Annotated in this window: 19 protein-coding genes; 10 read left to right on the top strand and 9 right to left on the bottom strand. The window is 57.3% G+C overall.

Annotation, left to right across the window (positions count from 1 at the left end; genetic code table 11):
* Window positions 1-90 precede the first annotated feature (90 nt).
* The 5 genes from ACR0EN_RS06545 (at window position 91) to lpxK (ending at window position 6,090) form a co-directional block, all read left to right on the top strand.
* The gene (locus ACR0EN_RS06545; RefSeq protein ID WP_480585812.1) at window positions 91-1,614 is read left to right on the top strand and encodes a DUF2125 domain-containing protein; all 1,524 of its coding nucleotides are present in this window, start codon (window positions 91-93) and stop codon (window positions 1,612-1,614) included.
* Between the two features lie 125 nt (window positions 1,615-1,739).
* On the top strand, window positions 1,740-3,086 hold the full coding sequence (locus ACR0EN_RS06550) for a TldD/PmbA family protein (protein ID WP_480585815.1): 1,347 nt from the start codon (window positions 1,740-1,742) through the stop codon (window positions 3,084-3,086).
* Entirely contained in the window at window positions 3,073-3,873 is an 801-nt protein-coding gene (locus tag ACR0EN_RS06555) for a 3'(2'),5'-bisphosphate nucleotidase CysQ (RefSeq protein WP_170406723.1), read from the top strand. Before ACR0EN_RS06550 ends, ACR0EN_RS06555 begins: the two co-directional genes overlap by 14 nt.
* Window positions 3,870-5,105: a glycosyltransferase N-terminal domain-containing protein gene (locus ACR0EN_RS06560; protein WP_170425876.1), complete on the top strand. Its 1,236-nt coding sequence runs from the start codon at window positions 3,870-3,872 to the stop codon at window positions 5,103-5,105. Before ACR0EN_RS06555 ends, ACR0EN_RS06560 begins: the two co-directional genes overlap by 4 nt.
* Window positions 5,092-6,090, top strand: a complete 999-nt coding sequence (gene lpxK / locus ACR0EN_RS06565; RefSeq protein ID WP_170398923.1) for a tetraacyldisaccharide 4'-kinase — start codon at window positions 5,092-5,094, stop codon at window positions 6,088-6,090. Before ACR0EN_RS06560 ends, lpxK begins: the two co-directional genes overlap by 14 nt.
* Before the next feature lie 38 nt (window positions 6,091-6,128).
* Here the strand turns inward: lpxK and ACR0EN_RS06570 are convergent, their stop codons facing one another.
* Both ACR0EN_RS06570 and ACR0EN_RS06575 read right to left on the bottom strand, forming a co-directional pair.
* Window positions 6,129-6,794, bottom strand: coding sequence for a DsbA family protein (locus ACR0EN_RS06570; protein ID WP_170406731.1), 666 nt, complete (start codon window positions 6,792-6,794; stop codon window positions 6,129-6,131).
* A gap of 14 nt (window positions 6,795-6,808) precedes the next feature.
* Entirely contained in the window at window positions 6,809-7,315 is a 507-nt protein-coding gene (locus ACR0EN_RS06575; protein ID WP_170398930.1) for a DUF721 domain-containing protein, read from the bottom strand.
* Window positions 7,316-7,396: 81 nt separating this feature from the next.
* On the opposite strand from ACR0EN_RS06575, the gene mutY reads away from it, so the two are divergent.
* On the top strand, window positions 7,397-8,452 hold the full coding sequence (gene mutY, locus ACR0EN_RS06580) for an A/G-specific adenine glycosylase (protein ID WP_480502899.1): 1,056 nt from the start codon (window positions 7,397-7,399) through the stop codon (window positions 8,450-8,452).
* Between the two features lie 59 nt (window positions 8,453-8,511).
* Window positions 8,512-9,648 carry an alkane 1-monooxygenase gene (locus ACR0EN_RS06585; protein WP_480585819.1) on the top strand — a complete coding sequence of 379 codons (1,137 nt, stop codon included), beginning with the start codon at window positions 8,512-8,514 and terminating at the stop codon, window positions 9,646-9,648.
* Between the two features lie 84 nt (window positions 9,649-9,732).
* On the opposite strand, the gene ACR0EN_RS06590 is transcribed toward ACR0EN_RS06585, so the two are convergent.
* The 4 genes from ACR0EN_RS06590 to ACR0EN_RS06605 form a co-directional block, all read right to left on the bottom strand.
* Window positions 9,733-11,115, bottom strand: coding sequence for an adenylate/guanylate cyclase domain-containing protein (locus ACR0EN_RS06590; RefSeq protein WP_480585821.1), 1,383 nt, complete (start codon window positions 11,113-11,115; stop codon window positions 9,733-9,735).
* 132 nt (window positions 11,116-11,247) lie between these two features.
* Complete coding sequence (locus ACR0EN_RS06595) at window positions 11,248-12,351, bottom strand: site-specific DNA-methyltransferase (protein ID WP_170406740.1); 1,104 nt, start codon at window positions 12,349-12,351, stop codon at window positions 11,248-11,250.
* Window positions 12,352-12,456: 105 nt separating this feature from the next.
* Complete coding sequence (locus tag ACR0EN_RS06600; protein WP_170465546.1) at window positions 12,457-13,074, bottom strand: ribonuclease HII; 618 nt, start codon at window positions 13,072-13,074, stop codon at window positions 12,457-12,459.
* Window positions 13,075-13,183: 109 nt separating this feature from the next.
* Entirely contained in the window at window positions 13,184-13,663 is a 480-nt protein-coding gene (locus ACR0EN_RS06605) for a hypothetical protein (protein ID WP_170425883.1), read from the bottom strand.
* A 175-nt stretch (window positions 13,664-13,838) separates the two neighbouring features.
* On the opposite strand from ACR0EN_RS06605, the gene ACR0EN_RS06610 reads away from it, so the two are divergent.
* The 3 genes from ACR0EN_RS06610 (at window position 13,839) to ACR0EN_RS06620 (ending at window position 16,449) form a co-directional block, all read left to right on the top strand.
* Window positions 13,839-14,126 (top strand): hypothetical protein, encoded by a 288-nt coding sequence (locus ACR0EN_RS06610; RefSeq protein ID WP_170398948.1) that lies wholly within the window; start codon window positions 13,839-13,841, stop codon window positions 14,124-14,126.
* Window positions 14,098-14,799 (top strand): winged helix-turn-helix domain-containing protein, encoded by a 702-nt coding sequence (locus ACR0EN_RS06615; protein WP_170398951.1) that lies wholly within the window; start codon window positions 14,098-14,100, stop codon window positions 14,797-14,799. Before ACR0EN_RS06610 ends, ACR0EN_RS06615 begins: the two co-directional genes overlap by 29 nt.
* A 90-nt stretch (window positions 14,800-14,889) precedes the next feature.
* On the top strand, window positions 14,890-16,449 hold the full coding sequence (locus ACR0EN_RS06620) for a DUF427 domain-containing protein (RefSeq protein ID WP_170818402.1): 1,560 nt from the start codon (window positions 14,890-14,892) through the stop codon (window positions 16,447-16,449).
* Between the two features lie 119 nt (window positions 16,450-16,568).
* Here ACR0EN_RS06620 and ACR0EN_RS06625 read toward each other — a convergent pair whose 3' ends face one another.
* The 3 genes from ACR0EN_RS06625 to flaF are packed head-to-tail and all read right to left on the bottom strand — an operon-like array spanning window position 16,569 to window position 18,138.
* Window positions 16,569-17,366, bottom strand: coding sequence for a DUF1217 domain-containing protein (locus ACR0EN_RS06625; RefSeq protein WP_170818401.1), 798 nt, complete (start codon window positions 17,364-17,366; stop codon window positions 16,569-16,571).
* Complete coding sequence (gene flbT, locus ACR0EN_RS06630) at window positions 17,363-17,764, bottom strand: flagellar biosynthesis repressor FlbT (RefSeq protein WP_170398959.1); 402 nt, start codon at window positions 17,762-17,764, stop codon at window positions 17,363-17,365. The genes ACR0EN_RS06625 and flbT overlap by 4 nt, the downstream gene beginning before the upstream one ends.
* Window positions 17,764-18,138, bottom strand: a complete 375-nt coding sequence (gene flaF / locus ACR0EN_RS06635) for a flagellar biosynthesis regulator FlaF (RefSeq protein ID WP_170514863.1) — start codon at window positions 18,136-18,138, stop codon at window positions 17,764-17,766. The genes flbT and flaF overlap by 1 nt, the downstream gene beginning before the upstream one ends.
* Window positions 18,139-18,182: the final 44 nt, after the last annotated feature.

The following is an 18,182-nucleotide window of genomic DNA, read 5'->3' on the forward strand; positions in this document are numbered from 1 at the left end:
GCAAATGGGGAATTGGTCCACCCCTTCCCCCTTGACGCTGGCCGCTACAGGCACGACCATGCCGGCAAATTGATCAAGAAGGGTTCTATTATGACTGTTTTCCTTCGCCGTAGCTGCGGTGCAGCTTTGGCCTATGCTGTTGCAACCAACGGCGCGTTTGCAGATGTTACCGCCAATGATGTCTGGGCCGATTGGCAGGCTTATCTGGGCGGCATGGGCTATGACGTCACTGGCGATCAGAGCGTTTCCGGCAACGTCACCACCATCGCGAACATGACGATGGCCATGGCCATTCCGGACACCGAAGGTACCTTCGACATGGTCATCCCCGAGATGACGTTGACCGAAAATGGCGACGGTACAGTCAATATCGGCTTCCCTGCCAGCTTCCCGATGACAATTTCGGGTGAAGCCGAGGGCGAGACATTTTCGGCTGATCTGATGTACGCTCACGACGCCTTGGAAATGGTCGTCTCGGGTACCCCCGAAAACATGACATATGACTATACGGCGAAAAGCCTGACTCTGTCGATGGACTCGATGGAGTTTGATGGCGAAACCGTATCCAGCGACATGTTTGCCTTGAACGTTCAGATGAACGAAATCGCAGGCACATCGCAGATGCAGATCGGCGAGATGCGCGATATCGCGCAGCAGTTCACGGCCAGCAGCCTGTCCTATGATGTGGCCTTCAACGAGCCCGAAAGTGAAGACACGGGCCGGATCAGCGGTAAATTGGATGGTTTGAAATTTGATGGCGATACAATCATCCCACCCGGTATGGATGTCGCCAACATTGAAGACATCTACAAGGCCGGATTTGCCGCTTCAGGTACATTCACATACGCCTCGGGCAGCACCGAAATGGCAGGCACTGCCGAGGGTGAGCCATTCTCGCTCAGCAGCAGTTCCGAAGGAGGCAGCTTTACCGGCAGCATCGATGCACAGCGCCTTGTCTACGATCTTGCGCAGAACAGCACCAAACTAGCCGTCACTACGTCGGATCTGCCTTTTCCAATCGAAATCGCGATGGCAAATGCAGGGCTGAAATTCGAGCTTCCGGTGCAGGCCTCGGAAGAAATCCAGCCATTTGGATTTGGCATGAACCTGACGGATTTCACCATGTCCGACGTGTTGTGGAGCATGTTCGACCCTGCTAGTGCGCTGCCGCGCGATCCGGCGACCATCGCGCTGGATGCAACCGGCACCGCCAAAGTTTTGGTCGATTTCATGGACCCGGAAGCCGTCGAAGAGCTTGAGACATCTGATATCGTTCCGGGCGAACTGCATTCGCTGAAGATCAACAAGCTTCTCGTATCATTGGTCGGAGCCCAATTGAGCGGTGATGGCGACTTTGCGTTCGACAACTCCAACACGGAAGAGTTTGATGGCCTGCCTGCCCCGTCGGGTGTCGCCAACTTGAAACTTGTTGGGGCCAACGCTCTGCTGGACAAGCTGATCGGCATGGGCTTTGTGTCGGAAAACGACGCGCTGGGCGCGCGTATGATGATGGGTCTGATGGCTGTTCCGGGCGAAGAACCGGACACGTTGAACTCGAAAATCGAGTTTACCGAGGATGGACAGATTCTGGCCAACGGTCAGCGTATCAAGTGACAAACAAATCGGGAAAGGCCGCGGCGCTGGCCTTTCCCGCCCGAGGCACATAAAGCCAGTGGGCTGCAGGCCTTGCGGGACAGGCTATCCGAGGCTAGGTCCAGAACAACAAGACCGGAGGCCTCATGACGCGAACACCTCAAACAATCAGTGAAGAGCTGCTGAATGCAGCCCGCAAGGCAGGCGCCGAGGCAGCGGATGCCATAGTAATTGATGGCTCATCCGTTTCTGTGGAAGTACGTAGTGGCGCATTGGAACATGCCGAACGCTCGGAGGCGACCGATCTAGGGCTGCGGGTCTTCCTTGGCAAACAGCAGGCAATCGTATCCAGTTCGGATAGTCGCCCCGATACGCTTACCGCGATGGCCGAGCGCGCCGTGGCCATGGCACGGGAAGCGCCCGAAGATCCGTTCACCGGCTTGGCCGCGCCTGACCAATTGGTCGCCGACTGTAATATCGACACGCTGGAGCTGTTTGACCCAGCCCCTGAACCCAGCGCTGAAGCTCTGATGCAGGATGCGCTGGCGGCAGAGGCAGCAGCGCTGGACGTTGCGGGAGTCTCACAGGTGTCCGACGCTGCGGCCGCCTATGGTACCCACCGGGTCCATCTTGCCGCAACAAACGGCTTTTCGGATGGCTACATGCGCAGCAGCCGTTCAACCTCATGCGTCGCCATTTCCGGCGAAGGGACGGGAATGGAGCGTGACTATGACGGTGACAGCCGGACTTTTCAGTCTGACCTGCGCAGCCCCGCCGAGATTGGTCGCACGGCTGGTGAACGTGCGGTTCAGATCGTGGGAGCACGCAAGCCCCAGACCGGCAGTTTTCCGGTGGTGTTCGACGAACGGATTTCATCATCCCTGATCGGCCATCTGCTGGCCGCCAGCAATGGCGCGGCGATAGCCCGCGGGGCCTCGTGGCTGAAGGAAAGCCTTGGGCAACAGGTTCTGCCGGCACATTTGTCTTTGATTGAAGACCCGCATCGCCCGCGCATTTCAGGCTCGCGCCCGTTCGATGCCGAAGGGCTGGCAACACGGCGCAGGGCGATCGTTGAAGATGGCGTTCTGACCGGTTGGACGTTAGACCTGTCCAGCGCCCGCAAATTGGGAATGACCTCGACCGGCAACGCAGCGCGCGGCGTGTCCGGGCCGCCGTCGCCTAGCAACTGGAACCTGAGCCTGACGCAAGGCGAGAAGACCCGCGCAGAGTTGTTGCGCGACATGGGTACCGGGCTTTTGGTCACTTCGATGATCGGATCGACCATCAATCCGAATACCGGCGACTATTCACGCGGCGCTTCGGGATTTTGGGTTGAGAACGGCGAGATCACCCATCCCGTCAACGAGTGTACCATCGCTGGCAATCTTCGCGACATGCTGATGCGAATCATTCCGGCAAACGATGCGCGGCCTTACCTATCGCGCGTTGTACCCTCGCTGTTGATCGAAGGGATGACACTTGCCGGCAACTGACCTGCCCCTGCTGATCGACGCTGCGCTTGAGGCCGGAAAGATCGCCACGCGCTATTCGGGTCCTGATGCCCAGCGCTGGGATAAACCCGAAGGCGCAGGCCCGGTGACCGAGGCCGATCTGGCCGTCAACGCGATGCTAGAACGTGATCTGCAGGCGGCCCGCCCGGATTATGGCTGGCTGAGCGAAGAAACCGAGGATTCACCCGATCGTCTGGCCCGTGATCGGGTCTTCGTCATCGATCCCATCGACGGCACCCGCAGTTTTGCCGAGGGGTCGCGCACATGGGCCCATTCGCTGGCCGTAACCGAGAACGGTGAGGTCACGGCAGCCGTCATCTACCTGCCCTTACGTGATCTGCTGTATGCGGCTGCAAAAGGGCAAGGTGCAACGTTGAATGGCACTGCCATCCAAGTGTCAGGGCAAGCGCACCTGCCCGAAGCCGAGATTTTGGCGGCAAAACCCAATCTAGATCCGCGCCACTGGCAATCCGGTGCTGCACCTGACTTTCGCCGTGTATACCGCCCGTCTCTGGCCTATCGGATGGCGCTGGTTGCGCAGGGACGGTTTGACGGGATGCTGACGTTGCGACCCAGTTGGGAATGGGATATCGCCGCCGGAGATCTGATCCTGCGCGAGGCAGGCGGGCTCTGTACCGATCGTTTGGGGCAACCTCTGCGCTTCAACAATACCCACCCGCGCCTGAACGGCGTGGTGGCGGCAGGTTCAGCGGTGCATTCGGACCTTCAGACCCGACTTAACCCGAATGGGGCCGGAATTCCGGCATGAGCAAGCCGCGATCTCTGAGCCTTGCGGCCTATCGAGTCCTGTCCTGGGGCGTCCCGCAAAGCACGGGTCACCCCGAGATTGCGCGCCCGGAAGGTGAACTTCTGTGGGTCCATGTCAGTACACCCGATCGGTTGCGGGCCGTCGACAATATTTGCCGTCGGCTGCTGTCTGTGCGACCAGAACTTTCGCTGTTGCTGACCGCCCCACCCGATGTTGATCTGAAGGACTGGGAAGATTGCGATACCCCGATCACAATGCTGCCCGCCGAGCATACCGGCGCGGCGCGCACGTTCTTGGATCACTGGCGCCCTGATATGGGGCTGTGGTTTGGCGGTGGGCTGATGCCCAATGTCATAACACGCGCACAGGAGCGGGGCATTCCGCTAATTTTGCTTGAGGCTGTGGTCGACGTGAAAACCGCAAGGGGTGGACGTTGGCTACCTGATATCACGCGATACACGCTGGATTGCTTTACAGCGATACTTGCGCCCAATGATGACAGCGCACGCCAAATCCGACGCCTGGGAGTGAACTCGGCAAAAATCTCGGTCGCGCCACCACTTCATATCAGCCCCAACCCAGAGCCCTGGCCCGAAGATGAATTGATCGAGACCACTCACACAATGGCCGGGCGCCCAGTTTGGCTGGCCGCATGGGTTCAGGACAAGGAATTCATCTCGGTTCTGACGGCCCATCGTCAGGCCTTGCGGATGCTGCCACGTCTGGCTTTGGTCCTGCATGTGGCGGATATGTCCGAGGCATCGCCCCTGTTTAAACGCCTCGAAGCGATGGACCTTCGATGCGCCAACTGGGATGAAGGCCATCCAATCGAAGACACCACACAAGTGATTCTAACAGCCGAGCCCGAGGATCTGGGCCTTTGGCATCGTGTATCCGCAGTTACCTTCATGGGAAGTTCACTGGAACGCGGGGCGCGGGGGCACGACCCTCTGACCGCAGTCGCCTTGGGATCTGCGGTAATCCATGGGCCTCATGTCAGCAAGCATCGCAGTCTCTATGACAGATTGGGGCAGGCAAAAGCCGCGTTGAAGATACGAACCGCAACAGAGTTGGGCGATGGCGTTGTCGAATTGTTGGCACCTGACCGCACAGCAGACATGGCATTGGCCGGATGGCGGATTGTCACCGAAGGGGCTCCACAGGCGGACCAACTGATCGATATGGTACAGGATACACTGGACCGGCGAGGGCGTGACGATGCGGGCACCTGACTTCTGGAACTCAGCCCCTGATCGGTTGGATCTGCGCGCCAGGCTGTTGGCGCCACTTGGTCGCCTCTATGCCGCTGCAACCGCCCGTCGCGTGGCGAGCGGGCAAGGCATCTCGCCGGGCGTACCGGTTATCTGCGTTGGCAACCTGAATGCCGGTGGCACAGGGAAGACACCGACGGTGATCTGGGTTTTGGAATATTTGAGGGATACCTGGCATCAACCTCATGTCGTGACCAAAGGCCATGGTGGCTCGCTGGAAGGCCCGGTGCAGGTCGACCCGCGCAAACACACAGCGGCTCAGGTCGGGGACGAACCCCTGTTGCTCGCCGCGTTTGCCGAGGTCTGGGTCGCCAAAGATCGTGCAGCGGGCGCGCAGGCAGCCGCAGCGGCAGGGGCAACCGCGATCGTGCTGGACGACGGTTTTCAGAACCCCGCAGTTGCCAAGGATTTTTCCATCATCGTGGTGGATGCGCAGCGCGGATTTGGCAATGGCCTTTGCCTTCCTGCTGGTCCACTGCGAGAGCCTGTGGCCGTTGGATTGAAACGTGCCGATCTCGTGTTGTCGCTTGGGGACGCCGCAGCGCAGTCAACATTTTCAGAAAGATGGGAACCTGCCCTGACGGTCCCACACGCCACCGGCGAGGTGTGTCCGCTCCAAACCGGAATGGACTGGAACAATACACCCGTTCTGGCCTTTGCGGGCATAGGCTATCCGGACAAGTTCTTTGGAACTCTGCGACAGCAAGGCGCTAAACTACTGCGGGCCGAGGCACTGGATGATCACCAACCACTGACTTCAGCGCTGATGACGCGGCTTGAGAACGAGGCCAAAGCACTGGGCGCGCAACTGGTGACAACCGAGAAAGACGCCGTGCGCCTGCCCGCCACATTCCGCAGCAAAGTTCTGACCCTACCGGTTCGGTTGCAAATCAATCAGGATGACAAAGTCAAAGAGTTGTTGGCGAAGGCCGCGCCTTCACCTTAGGCAGATGGCCAGCCCAAAACAGGCTGACCATTCAGGATTTAGCTGCCAAGCTCGGCTTCGATCAGCGTCTTGAAGTCGTCATAAGGCTGATTTTCAACCTTCTTCCCATTCACGACGAAAGTAGGCGTCGCCTGAATTCCATCGCGTTCGGCATTTTCCTGATACCAGGCCACCAGTGTCTGCGCGCGGGTACCGTCCTGCAGGCAAGCCTCAAGCTGATCATTGTCTATGCCAGCGAGACGCCCGATCTTGCGCAGTTCATCAACGATTTCGGCAGGACCTCCGGCACGGGTCCATTCCGACTGGCCTTCATACAGCAGGTCGGTGATGCCAAAGAACTTGTCAGGTCCTGCACAGCGCGCGACCATCGAGGCCCACAGGCCATAGCGGTCGAAATACACCTCGCGGTAAGTGAACTTTACCTTGCCGGTATCGATGAAGTCCTTTTTGAGCTGCTTGTACGCGCCCTGATGGAAATTCGCGCAGTGCGGGCAGGTGTACGATGCATATTCGATGATCTCGACTGGCGCGTCTTCGGCCCCCTGCACCATCTCGACGATGGTCGAGGTGTCCAAATCCGCCTCTTGCGCCTCAGCAGCACCAACAAGCGGGTTCGAAGGGATCGTGTTACTCGACGTTGTCAGCCAATAGCCGCCAGCGGCCACGGCGACAGCCGCACATATTACGGTTGCAATCCGGCTCATTCATCAGCCCTTTCTTAGCGTTTCTGTCTGGATAAAACGTTGCGGCCCAAACGTTCAAGGGCCGCGCGCAAATCTTCATCATCAACCGCGCGCGACACATTGTCGGCCTCAGCTGCGATTTCTGGTGAAACAACCGGTTTCGTCTGTTTCGGTTTGTGATCGAAACTCGCCTGCCCCTCAGCAAATCCGGTAGGCGCGGTCTGGGTGATACGCACCCGATTGATCGCGTTGTAACCATAGACCGCATTCACTTTGTCGCGCAGCTGTTCTTTCTGCATCTCTAGCATTGGCGCCTGCGGCCCGGTTGTCAGCACCGTCAGTGTCGCGCCAAAGCCACCCTTGGCGTATCCCACATTCACCGGCCGGGCGATCGACGCGATGTCCTGGCCCACAATCTCGGCCCAATGGGTCAAAAGGCGCGAGACGGCAAATCCCCGGCTTTCCCCGGCCTGCCTGATCCGGTCGTTCAGCAAAGTGGCGGTGCGCTTGAACCCGCGGGTCGAGGAACGTCTGCGTTGCATCTGGTTTCCAACTCCTGCGCCGCTATTGTAATAGGCTGATACCCGGACGCCAGTGAAACCCGACAGAGAGTTACATAAAACTTGCGTGACTGCACCGAATCTGACCTGAGCAATACGCTGCTGGATTGGTACGACCGCCACGCACGTGAAATGCCTTGGCGTATTGGCCCGGCAGCGCGTGCCGCAGGCGTAGCACCAGACCCCTACCGCGTCTGGCTATCCGAAGTGATGCTGCAACAAACGACCGTTGCCGCTGTTCGCGACTATTTTGTTCGTTTCACCACGCGCTGGCCAACCGTCGAAGCCCTTGCCAATGCGCAAGATGATCAGGTCATGGGGGAATGGGCTGGCCTGGGCTATTACGCCCGCGCCCGCAACCTTCTGAAATGCGCGCGGGTGGTTGCGTCCGCGCATAACGGGCAGTTTCCCGACAATTACGATGCACTACTGGAACTGCCGGGCGTTGGCCCCTATACGGCGGCGGCCATAGCAGCCATCGCATTTGATCGACCAGAAACTGTTCTGGACGGCAATGTCGAACGGGTCATGGCAAGGCTCTATGATATTCACGAACCCCTGCCCGCCTCAAAACCCCTGTTAAAGAAAAAAGCCGCGGCATTGACCCCGCAGCACCGGCCCGGAGATTACGCGCAGGCTGTCATGGATTTGGGTGCAACGATCTGTACTCCAAAATCTCCGACTTGCGGCATTTGCCCCCTGCATGCGGCCTGTCTGGCGCGGAAGGCGAGGACGCAGGTGGAACTGCCGCAAAAAACGCCCAAGAAGCCCAAACCCACCCGGCTGGGCCACATCTACATCGCCCAACGCGGAGATGGTGCCCTGCTGTTGGAACGCCGCCCCGATAAGGGTTTGCTGGGCGGAATGTTGGGCTGGCCTGGCTCGGACTGGTCCGAAACACCGCTGGAAAGCCCTCCGTTCCCGGCGCGATGGCACGAAATCCCCGGTGAAGTGAGACACACCTTCACCCACTTTCACCTGATCCTGCGTATTTGGACAACCGAATTGCCAGACGGTTGCGATCCGAACGGTCTGACAGTCATGGACAAACACCAATTCAGGCCCAGCGACCTGCCCACGGTTATGCGCAAGGCTTTTGACCTCTGGCGCGGCCAATAGACTGCTGGGCAAAGCCCAGTGAGCGGTCTACGGTGCCGCCAACGTTTCGGAGCCTCAACATGATCGCATCTGACACCCTGTCCCGCTGGCAATCCGCCCTTCCCTTTTGGGTCTCATATCTCCTGATCCCACTGATCTGGATGACCACCACGGCAGGCGGATGGTGGGTCCTGCTTGTACCGCTTTCGACATGGTGGGTCTTTGCGGTGCTTGACCGGCTGACCGGCCTAAACCTTGAAAACGCCGACCCGGATACGCCAGATGCGGGGCTGCAATGGTATATCTGGCTGACCAAAGCCTGGGCGCCGGTGCAATTCCTCACGCTCTATGGGCTGATCTGGTACACTACCCGAGCCGTAGATATGAGCTCGGTCGAAAAAATCGGCGTGTTCTTCGGCATGGGCGTCCTTTCCGGAACGATCGGGATCAACTACAGCCACGAGCTGATGCATCAGAAAGGCAAACTGGAACGCTGGCTGGGCGATTTCCTGTTGTCGATGGTCCTTTATTCACATTTCCGGTCCGAGCACCTGCTGGTTCACCACCGCTACGTCGGAACTCCGCGTGATCCGGTAACCGCTCGCTACAGCGAAGGTTTCCACCGGTTTTATCCGCGCGTTCTGCGCCAAAGCCTCATCTCAGCCTTTCGCGCCGAGCGGGAAAAACTGGCCCGCAAAGACCGCCCGTGGACCGACCCGGCAAACCCGTTCTGGCGCTATTGGAGCCTGCAAGGAGCCATGCTGCTGCTAGCATTTCTGATCGGCGGATGGGCAGGGCTAGGCCTGTTTTTGGTACAGGCCGGCACCGCGATCTGGCAGCTTGAACTTGTTAACTATGTCGAGCACTACGGGCTGACGCGCAAATATCTGGGCGATGGCAAATATGAGCATGTGCACCCGCGCCATTCCTGGAACGCGTCACAAAAGGCCTCGAATTGGTTGTTGATAAACTTGCAACGCCACTCGGACCACCACTACAAGCCAAACCGGCGCTTTCCATTGCTGCAACACCATACGCAGGACGCAGCGCCGCAACTTCCTCATGGATATCCGGTCATGACCCTTGCCGCGATGATTCCGCCCTTGTGGCGGCGTATCATGAATCCGAGGGTCCGCGCATGGCGGCGTCAATACTATCCCGAAATCACCAACTGGAAGCCTTACAACAAAGCGCACAACCCTGCCCCTCGCACCTGACTGCAGCGCGCACCAGCGCGCTGCCCGGCCCAACGGGAAGGATCACATCTTTGATCCGGTGCTGACAGGCGGGAGCCCTGGTTGCTACAGCACCCAGACATCCATCGGGGCTGTAACACCGCGAACAGGCTGGTCCGAGTGCTGTGCAAACCCGGTCATCATGTCTTGCGCATTTGGCGTCTCGCTTAGGGCCTGAGACCGCAATGCATCACTGACAATGATGCGCGCTTGAAAATCGCGCGTCAGGGCCTCTAGCTTCGCGGCAACATTCACCGCATCGCCGATCACTGCAAATTCCAGCCGGTTTGCACCGATATCCCCCAGTACGACCGAGCCATAATGAACCCCGACCCCGATCCGAATCTCTGGCTCACCCGCGCGCTTGCGCTCCAAATTCCAACGGTCGATCATCTCGACCATGGACCGCGCGCATGCCAGCGCATTGCTTGCATCCAGTTCTCCGGGTACGGGGGTTCCAAACGTGGCCATCAGCCCATCGCCCAAGTATTTGTCGAGTGTTCCGTGATGGCGAAACACCTCGGTCTCCATTCGGGCGTGGAAACCACGCAAAACTTCAATAACCTCATATGGATCACGGCCAGCCGAGAACTTGGTGAAGCCAACGATGTCGATAAATAGAACCGCGATATCCTCTTTGCGGACCTGCTTCAGAGGTTCGTCGTTCTGGCTCAGCTCATCCACCACATTCGGCGAAAAGTATCGAGACAGATTAGCACGTTCACGTTCAAGCCCAGCATTGGACATCAGCAAGCGATTGAGGCGGCGCATCGACACCCCAAGCGTCACTGCGACCATGACAAAAACGATCACCTGCTGGATACGTAGGGTTGGCATGAAACTGTTGGGATCCATGAACTCGGCCACATCCGGGTAGCCTGACAAAGCCTCGGCCACACGCTCGCTAATCCCGGGGATCGGGGTGGCGACCCACCAAGCGATCACCCATCCAGCCGTCCACATCATCGCCGTCCACGAACCGATCGCAATGACAGTGCGCCAGGAATAGGCAAGCGTCCCTGCTGCCAGGATAATGAAGAAATACTGAAAATTGTCGAACCGATACTGCATCGCCAGTGGTCGCACATCGTCGCTGAACGGGTTGGGCACAATCATCCCCAGCGTCATGATCAGCAGATCGACGAAGATCAAAAGCAACTCGGTCCGGGATTGCCCCACACGACCCGCGCGTTGGATCAGCCAACCATTGGCGCAGATCAGAAGTAGGATGAAATGGTACCATAGGACCTCCCACTGGGGATTCAGATAGATCAGCAAAAGCCCGGTCAACGCCATCGCGATCCAACGTGCACGAACGGCCAGTTCAAGCCCCTCTCGCTTGTGTCGTTCCAGTGCTGCCTCGGTATATTTGTTGTCCAGATCGAAGTTGTCCGGTTGCGTAACAAAGAACCGGCTAAGGCGGAATTGACTGGCGGTGGTCTCGGTCATTGCCTTTATCTCCCAAAAGGGCTGTCAGGGGCTGCCCTATGCAATCATCTCACAGGCAAAAACAAAAGACCCCGCCGGTAACGGCGGGGCAAGGCGTAGTGCCTTGTGTCAGGCCACAGGCACCGGCGGTATTCAGTTATGCAATTCGGCCCTGATCTGCTGACGCAACACGTCGATGGGCACGGTTTTGCCATCGCGTTTGAAGCACCAATAGGTCCAGCCGTTACAAGACGGTGCATTTTCCAGATGCGCGCCAACCTGATGGATCGAACCTTTAACGTTCTGCCCCACCAGAGTCCCGTCGGCGCGGACCTTGGCTTTATGGCGTTGGTTCATCGAATACAGTTCCTCACCCGGGCGCAGCATGCCGCGTTCGACCAATTGGCCGAAGGGCACGCGCGGCTCAGCGCGCTTGCTAGCGCTGACTTCCAACGCTTCGCGGTCAAACTTACGGACCTTTGAGATACGCTTTTCAGCCACCTTGCGATAACTTTCTTCGCGCTCGATCCCAATGAACTCACGCCCCAGCATTTTCGCTACAGCACCTGTGGTGCCCGTGCCAAAGAACGGATCCAGCACCACGTCACCGGGATTGGTCGAGCCAATCAGGACACGATGCAGCAGTGATTCCGGTTTCTGTGTCGGATGCGCTTTGTCGCCGTTTTCGTCCTTGAGCCGTTCATGCCCGGTGCAGATCGGCAGTACCCAATCGCTGCGCATCTGTACGCCTTCGTTCAGCGCTTTCAGTGCTTCGTAGTTAAACGTGTATTTGGCCCCTTCGCGCTTGGACGCCCAGATCATTGTTTCATGCGCATTGGTAAACCGCTTGCCACGGAAGTTTGGCATCGGGTTGGATTTACGCCACACAACGTCGTTCAGAATCCAATAACCCGCATCCTGCAGGGCGGAACCCACGCGGAAAATGTTGTGATAAGACCCAATCACCCAGATCGCACCATTGGGCTTCAGCAGACGATGCGCAGCCTTCAACCATTCCCGCGTGAACTGGTCATAAGCCCCAAAGCTGCTGAACTGATCCCAGTGATCATCGACCGCATCGACCTGAGAATTATCGGGCCTGTGCAATTGACCTTTCAACTGTAAATTATACGGGGGGTCCGCAAAAATCAGGTCAATCGACGCCTCGGGCAGACTGTTCATCGCCTCGATGCAGTCACCGGATAGAATCGTGTTTAAAGGGAGCGCGGCTGCGCCCTTTGTCTTGATTGTGGTCATATCACTGCCTCAGTTCCACGGCGCTTTTGCGCTCATTTGGTTGAGACAAGGATGAGTCAAAGATGATTCGCCGTCAATTTCTTTTTTGAATCAGCGACTTACGATTTACTCTTGATACAAGATATTGTGGACCGGTTTGAACGAACGTCTATGGTGTGGGGTCACGCCAAGATTTTGCAACGCCTCGCGGTGCTGTTTTGTCGGATATCCGGCATTCGCCTCCCACCCATAGCCGGGATGCTGTTGCGCCAAATCCACCATCAGCTGATCACGCCAGATTTTTGCAATGATCGACGCTGCCGAAATCGACACCGACCGTGCGTCGCCCTTCACCACCGCCTGCGAAGGCAATTTCATACCGCGCGGGATCATGTTGCCATCAATCAGCAAGAAATCCGGAGCCGGGTCCAGCGCAGCTACCGCGCGTACCATCGCCAGATGCGAGGCGCGCAGGATGTTGTGCTGATCGATCTCTGCAACCGTGGCTTCGGCCACCGCGACCTCTGCCCGGTCGCGCAATATCTCATCCAAACCGCCGCGACGCTTGGCCGTCAGTTTTTTTGAATCGTTCAACCCAGCGGGAATGTCATCCGGGTTCAAAATAACCGCTGCGGCTACAACCGGGCCGGCCAGCGGACCGCGCCCAACCTCATCCACCCCGGCAATTCGGACATATCCGCGTGCCAGCAAAGCCCGTTCGAGTTCATAATCAGGTGTCGTCATACCCTTGGCAAATCGCGTTTGGTAGCGCTTCGCAAGTAAAAAGAGAGGGCAGCTTGCGCCACCCTCTCCCGCGCGGCGCTTCTATGGCGCCACTCCTGCTCGAAACCTGTTACTGGTAAACGACACGGTATCCTTTCTGGCGCAGGCAGGCGGGTTCGTATGCCCGTTTTACCTTTTTACCATTCCAGAAACCAACCTTGCATTGGTGTGGCAGGCTATCGGCATGTTTATAGTACTTCTTCAGGCAATTTGGCCCAAGCAGCGGACGCTTGTTCGAATAGGCATTGAACGTGCGCAGGCAACGCTGCGGTAGGTCATACCGCGCCACCCGCTTTGGCAACGGGCGTACAGCATGTTTTTTCTTGGCCTTCTTCGCCTTGGCTTCAGCCTGCTTGTGACGCTTGCGGCGCTCTGCCTCTTCGTCGCGCTTTTTCTCCTGATGATAGTGGTTGACCGCAGCACCAATGAGCGCGATCGCAGCCAATCCGCCGAGAATATCTCGGGTATCTGCCGCCCGTGCCTGCGACGCTGAGATCCCCGTAATGGCGACGGCGGTTGCTATGATCAGAGCGATAAATTTCCGGTGCATGATGCGTGTCCTTTCGGATAATGGGCAGGCCGGTTACCGACCGCGGAATTGATAACCTGACACTGCGACCACCCCGTTCAGACAAGCAATAACGGCATACTGTTATTCAATATCAGCACCACAAACCCCCTGAGGTTATTGAATATCCACCCAACCCATGCGCAGGATGCAGCCCATGAAACAGATCCTCTCTTCTCTGGCTCTGACGGCCCTGATATCGGTTGGGTCACAAGCCATCGCGGCAGATTGCTATGCCGACTACAAGGCCAAGCAGGACAATCCCTTACGCCTGCACTATGGCGTCATGCAGGTCTCAAGCTGCGATAAAGGCTCGGCCCGGAAAGAAGTCGCCAAGCGGCTGAAATCAAACGGCTGGACCCTGCTGAACGTGATGACCGTTTTCGAGGCGGGTGGATTGGATCAAAGGAAGGCCAATGCCGGAAAATACTATCTCCGTTACTGAGGCGCGTCGTTCGGGGGTTCGGCTGGTTGGTCTGGGGATTGCGGCAATCGTCGCGATCCTGGTGACTGCAGCGGTTTTCCTGTTCTGGACGCTACCGGACGCAAATGCCTTCAACGCGCGGGTTGAACGGCTGTTTGTCGAGGCTGACCTGACCTCGCAATCGGAAATCCGTCTGCTCGAGATTCTGGCGCAATCGGGCACCGCCTTTGCCGATACGCTATCCAGCTATCGAATGGTCATCTTCGTGCTGTTGGTCTTTGCCAGCGCCATGCTGATCACCGCGCTTGTTTTTCTGGTCATGCTGGTTCTGCTGAACCGCCGCATGGCCCAGATTGAGCGGACGGGGATCCAGGTAACATCCCTGCTGATCAGCCGTGAAGAGAATACCGTTTATCTCAACAACATGGATTTTAAGTTGACCCCCGCCGCGATGGAAACGCTTTCGGTTCTGGCTGAATCCCGGCTGGATGACGAGGTCCTGTCGGGTGCCCAGATCGAAGCGATGATCTCGGGCAGAAACGCTGCAGATTGCGATGAGGCCGCCGGGGCAACCCGGATCAAACGCCTGCGCGACGCCTTGGGAAATCAGATGGTCAGTGAGCTGCTGGTGAAGAACATCGCCAAGAAGGGCTATATGCTATCGATTGAGAAAGACGTTATTCAAATGGTCTGAGGATGCCATTGCGGTAAAATCTACGTGCGCATCTTGGAATTCTCGCCCTCAAGACCCATGATATAAGGGCTTGGCCAAGGGAGGTTGCAGATGAACGTCCATGCCACACCGAATGTCAAAGGCTATGGGATATCAGTTGAGCCGCTGCAGGGACGGATCGCGATCTACCGTGGTGATATACTGCTGGCCGAAAGCCACAACGCCAAAGTGATGTACGAAACGCGGCTACCTCCCGCGATCTATGTTCCGCGCGAAGACCTGTGCGTCGAACTCAGCCCTGAGACCGAATTGCAGACGTTCTGCCCCTTCAAGGGTACCGCAACCTATCACGACATTAGCCTACCGGAAGAGCGCCTTACGAACTCGATTTGGGCTTATGAAGACGCCCTCCCTGAAAGCGCGGCCATTCAGGGCCATATTGGATTCATGCCGGATACCGCGACGCGGATCGACCTCGGCGACAACCAACTGCGTCAACCCGACGATGGCAATATCAGCGGCCCCCTGATCGATTGGCTGATGCGCGGTGCGTCCGAAATTAACACTCCTGATGCCTTTACAAAAACGCTGGCCGAGAAAATGCTGGAACATGGCATCGCTATTCAACGCCTAAGCATTCTGGTCTGGTCGCTGCATCCGCTGATCGCAGGCAAACACTATATCTGGGAGAAAGACTCGGCTGAGATTTCGACCCACACTCCGACCTATGAAATTCATGATCACCCTGCCTTTACCAATAGCCCTCTGCGTCACGTTTCAAACGGGTTGGGTGGAGTCCGCCAGCGCCTGAACAACGACAATCCGCATAACAGCTTTCCGATCATCGAAGACCTGCGCGCAAAAGGGGCCACCGATTACGTTGCCATGCCACTGCCTTTCTCGGATGGGCGGACGAATGTCCTGACCCTGACTTGCGATCATCCCGATGGGTTCACGACCGAGAACCTGGGTCTGGTTTTTGAATGCTCTACTGTCATCGCGCGGTTCTACGAGGTCTTCATGCAGCGCGAAAACGCGCAGGTTCTGCTGGAAACCTACGTAGGCAAGCGCAGCGGTGCGCGCGTTCTGGGGGGCGAGATTCGCCGCGGTGATGGCGATGACATAGATGCGGCGATCATGTTTTGCGATCTTCGAAATTCAACCGCATTGGAAGAAAAACTGGGGCGTGATGACTATATCGAGCTACTGAATGCGTTTTTTGAGACAGTTTCAGGGATCGTGCACGACCATGACGGAGAAGTTCTGAAGTTCATCGGCGACGCTGTTCTTGCCGTCTTCCCGGCGGGTGACGATGCCGCCAAAGCCCGATCCAGCGCGCAGCTTTCGGCAACAGAGATCGTCGAAAAACTGGGTGAATTGCGCAGTGACGGAAGTGATCATGATTTCGACTGCTCGATTGGTGTCGCCTATGGCCGCGTGACCTATGGCAATGTGGGCTCGCGCGAACGGTTGGACTTTACCGTGATCGGTCAGGCCGCCAATGTCGCTGCCAGATTGGGCGAATATGGCAAAACCGTCGGACATAGAATTGTTGTCTCGCAAGATATCGAACCTGTTTGCAAACAGGCGATCCCTTTAGGGGCGATCAAGCTGCACAACGTCTCGCAACCGATCAAATCATTTGCCCTGCAAACCTCAGCCGATGCCTGATTTGACAGTTTACTTCGCAAGAGTTGAACCTCAAATTGTGCCACCCACTATCTCGGATCGGTAAACCTATGGCCTTGCGCGAGATACCGTACACACCGTGTCTGGTTGACATCAATGGTTCAAAAACCACCGCCCAGCAGGATCAGAGCCGTCTGCGCAGGTGAGATCGTCTGTTGGATTTGATTGATCTGATTGCGGGCCAGATACGTGTCGGTCAGTTTGTCGATTGCCTCACCTTCAGTGAACTGCGCCAAATCGGATGACCCTGTAACGCGCTGCAATCGATCTTTGAACACCTCAAGCTGCTTGTCGATATCCAGTTGTGCAAATGCTGCAGGCAGCCCCAATGCCGTTTCCATCATGCGGCGCAAGGGAGGCAGCCCCATCAGATCAAACCACCTTCTGTCCTCACTGCCACCCTGGCCAGCCAGATCGCGCAATGCATGCTGGGTGTACAACGCGATTCGCATCGATTCATCTGCTTCACCAACCGAGATTTCAAATCGCGCAATCAAGTTGTCGTCAGCGATCTTTTCCATGGCGTCCACCAATCCGGTCTTGCGCACATCGCCAGGACCAAGCCCAAAGGCGTTGGCAAAATCTCGGTACCTGCCGTCGGCCAGCCTGTTCGCAAGTGCATCGTCGGCCTGCGTTCCATCCGACAAGATTTTTTGGATAAAATACCGATTGTCGAGATCACCTTCCAAGCCAAAAGCACCCAATGCCACATGCAACAACCGTCGGTCCGAAACCAGATCCTCGGCCGTCTGGACCTTGCCGATATTGTCTAGAAAGTACCTTGAGTCCCGTTCATTGATCCCCGAGGTGGAATAGCTTTGAAGCTGCGCATCATAGGTACGCTGCAAAAAACGCCAGCCAACCAGACCACCTGAAGGTATGACCGGCTGGAAGGTCACTGCTGATACGCCATCAGACGTTCTTCGCGCGGCAACAGTGAACGCAAGGCCTTTAAACACTTATAGTATTGCTCTGCCACCAATGCTTCAGTTGCGTTGGCCAGGACCCGGCGACTGTCGGCATCCGTGAAAACCTGGCTCAGCTCTTCCACGCGCCGCAGAAGTTGCTGGCGCGCCTGCTCAGGTTCGGTATCGCCTGACAGAACCAACTGCGCGGCATAGCAGACACGGCGTACCGGCGTGTTGACCTCTTCCGGGTGAATGGCATCGCGCAGGCGCAGGACATTTGCCTGAGGTGTCATGATCGAAAACCGACTGCGTCGATCCCCGTTTTCGATTACAACACCATTGATCAGAACCCGTTCCTTTGGGGCAAGTTTCAGGACCAGACCCCCCATCAGTTGCCCCTCATTTGACGTAGCCCGCGCAACACGGCCATGTTGATCTCAAGCAGCGGCTCAACGGTCGCTTTGTTCGCCAGCACCTGGCTGCTGTGTTGTTCGGTAAACTCAGCCAAATAGAAAATCCGCGCCCGCAGATTGCTCGGCAGCCCGTTATCCGCATCCGCCACATCGGTTGCCAGCACATTCCACAGGCGGCGATTTTCGTGCAAGGCTTGAACGAACCCTCCGAAATCAGCCGCTTTCCGCGTGGAAGCAGCCTTCAACCGATGTGTAATCCTGGAAATCGCCTCATACTCTGTATCCCGAGGTGTTCGCGTCGGTGCAGCAGATTGCGCATAAGCGCGGTGAGCAAGCGTTTGCGGTGTCACTTGAAATCCTTCCAATTGTCCTTCAGCGGGCGATTAAGTCCGGG

The sequence above is a fragment of the Ruegeria sp. AB7 genome (assembly GCF_056542625.1).

Coding starts and splice junctions, on each gene's coding strand:
- ACR0EN_RS06610 (WP_170398948.1), top strand. CDS start 13,839: ATGAAACAGATCCTCTCTTCTCTGGCTCTGACGGCCCTGATATCGGTT.
- ACR0EN_RS06560 (WP_170425876.1), top strand. CDS start 3,870: ATGAGCAAGCCGCGATCTCTGAGCCTTGCGGCCTATCGAGTCCTGTCC.
- lpxK (WP_170398923.1), top strand. CDS start 5,092: ATGCGGGCACCTGACTTCTGGAACTCAGCCCCTGATCGGTTGGATCTG.
- ACR0EN_RS06615 (WP_170398951.1), top strand. CDS start 14,098: ATGCCGGAAAATACTATCTCCGTTACTGAGGCGCGTCGTTCGGGGGTT.
- ACR0EN_RS06620 (WP_170818402.1), top strand. CDS start 14,890: ATGAACGTCCATGCCACACCGAATGTCAAAGGCTATGGGATATCAGTT.
- ACR0EN_RS06600 (WP_170465546.1), bottom strand. CDS start 13,074: ATGACGACACCTGATTATGAACTCGAACGGGCTTTGCTGGCACGCGGA.
- ACR0EN_RS06545 (WP_480585812.1), top strand. CDS start 91: ATGACTGTTTTCCTTCGCCGTAGCTGCGGTGCAGCTTTGGCCTATGCT.
- ACR0EN_RS06550 (WP_480585815.1), top strand. CDS start 1,740: ATGACGCGAACACCTCAAACAATCAGTGAAGAGCTGCTGAATGCAGCC.
- flbT (WP_170398959.1), bottom strand. CDS start 17,764: ATGGGGGGTCTGGTCCTGAAACTTGCCCCAAAGGAACGGGTTCTGATC.
- ACR0EN_RS06605 (WP_170425883.1), bottom strand. CDS start 13,663: ATGCACCGGAAATTTATCGCTCTGATCATAGCAACCGCCGTCGCCATT.
- ACR0EN_RS06575 (WP_170398930.1), bottom strand. CDS start 7,315: ATGCAACGCAGACGTTCCTCGACCCGCGGGTTCAAGCGCACCGCCACT.
- ACR0EN_RS06585 (WP_480585819.1), top strand. CDS start 8,512: ATGATCGCATCTGACACCCTGTCCCGCTGGCAATCCGCCCTTCCCTTT.
- ACR0EN_RS06570 (WP_170406731.1), bottom strand. CDS start 6,794: ATGAGCCGGATTGCAACCGTAATATGTGCGGCTGTCGCCGTGGCCGCT.
- ACR0EN_RS06595 (WP_170406740.1), bottom strand. CDS start 12,351: ATGACCACAATCAAGACAAAGGGCGCAGCCGCGCTCCCTTTAAACACG.
- ACR0EN_RS06590 (WP_480585821.1), bottom strand. CDS start 11,115: ATGACCGAGACCACCGCCAGTCAATTCCGCCTTAGCCGGTTCTTTGTT.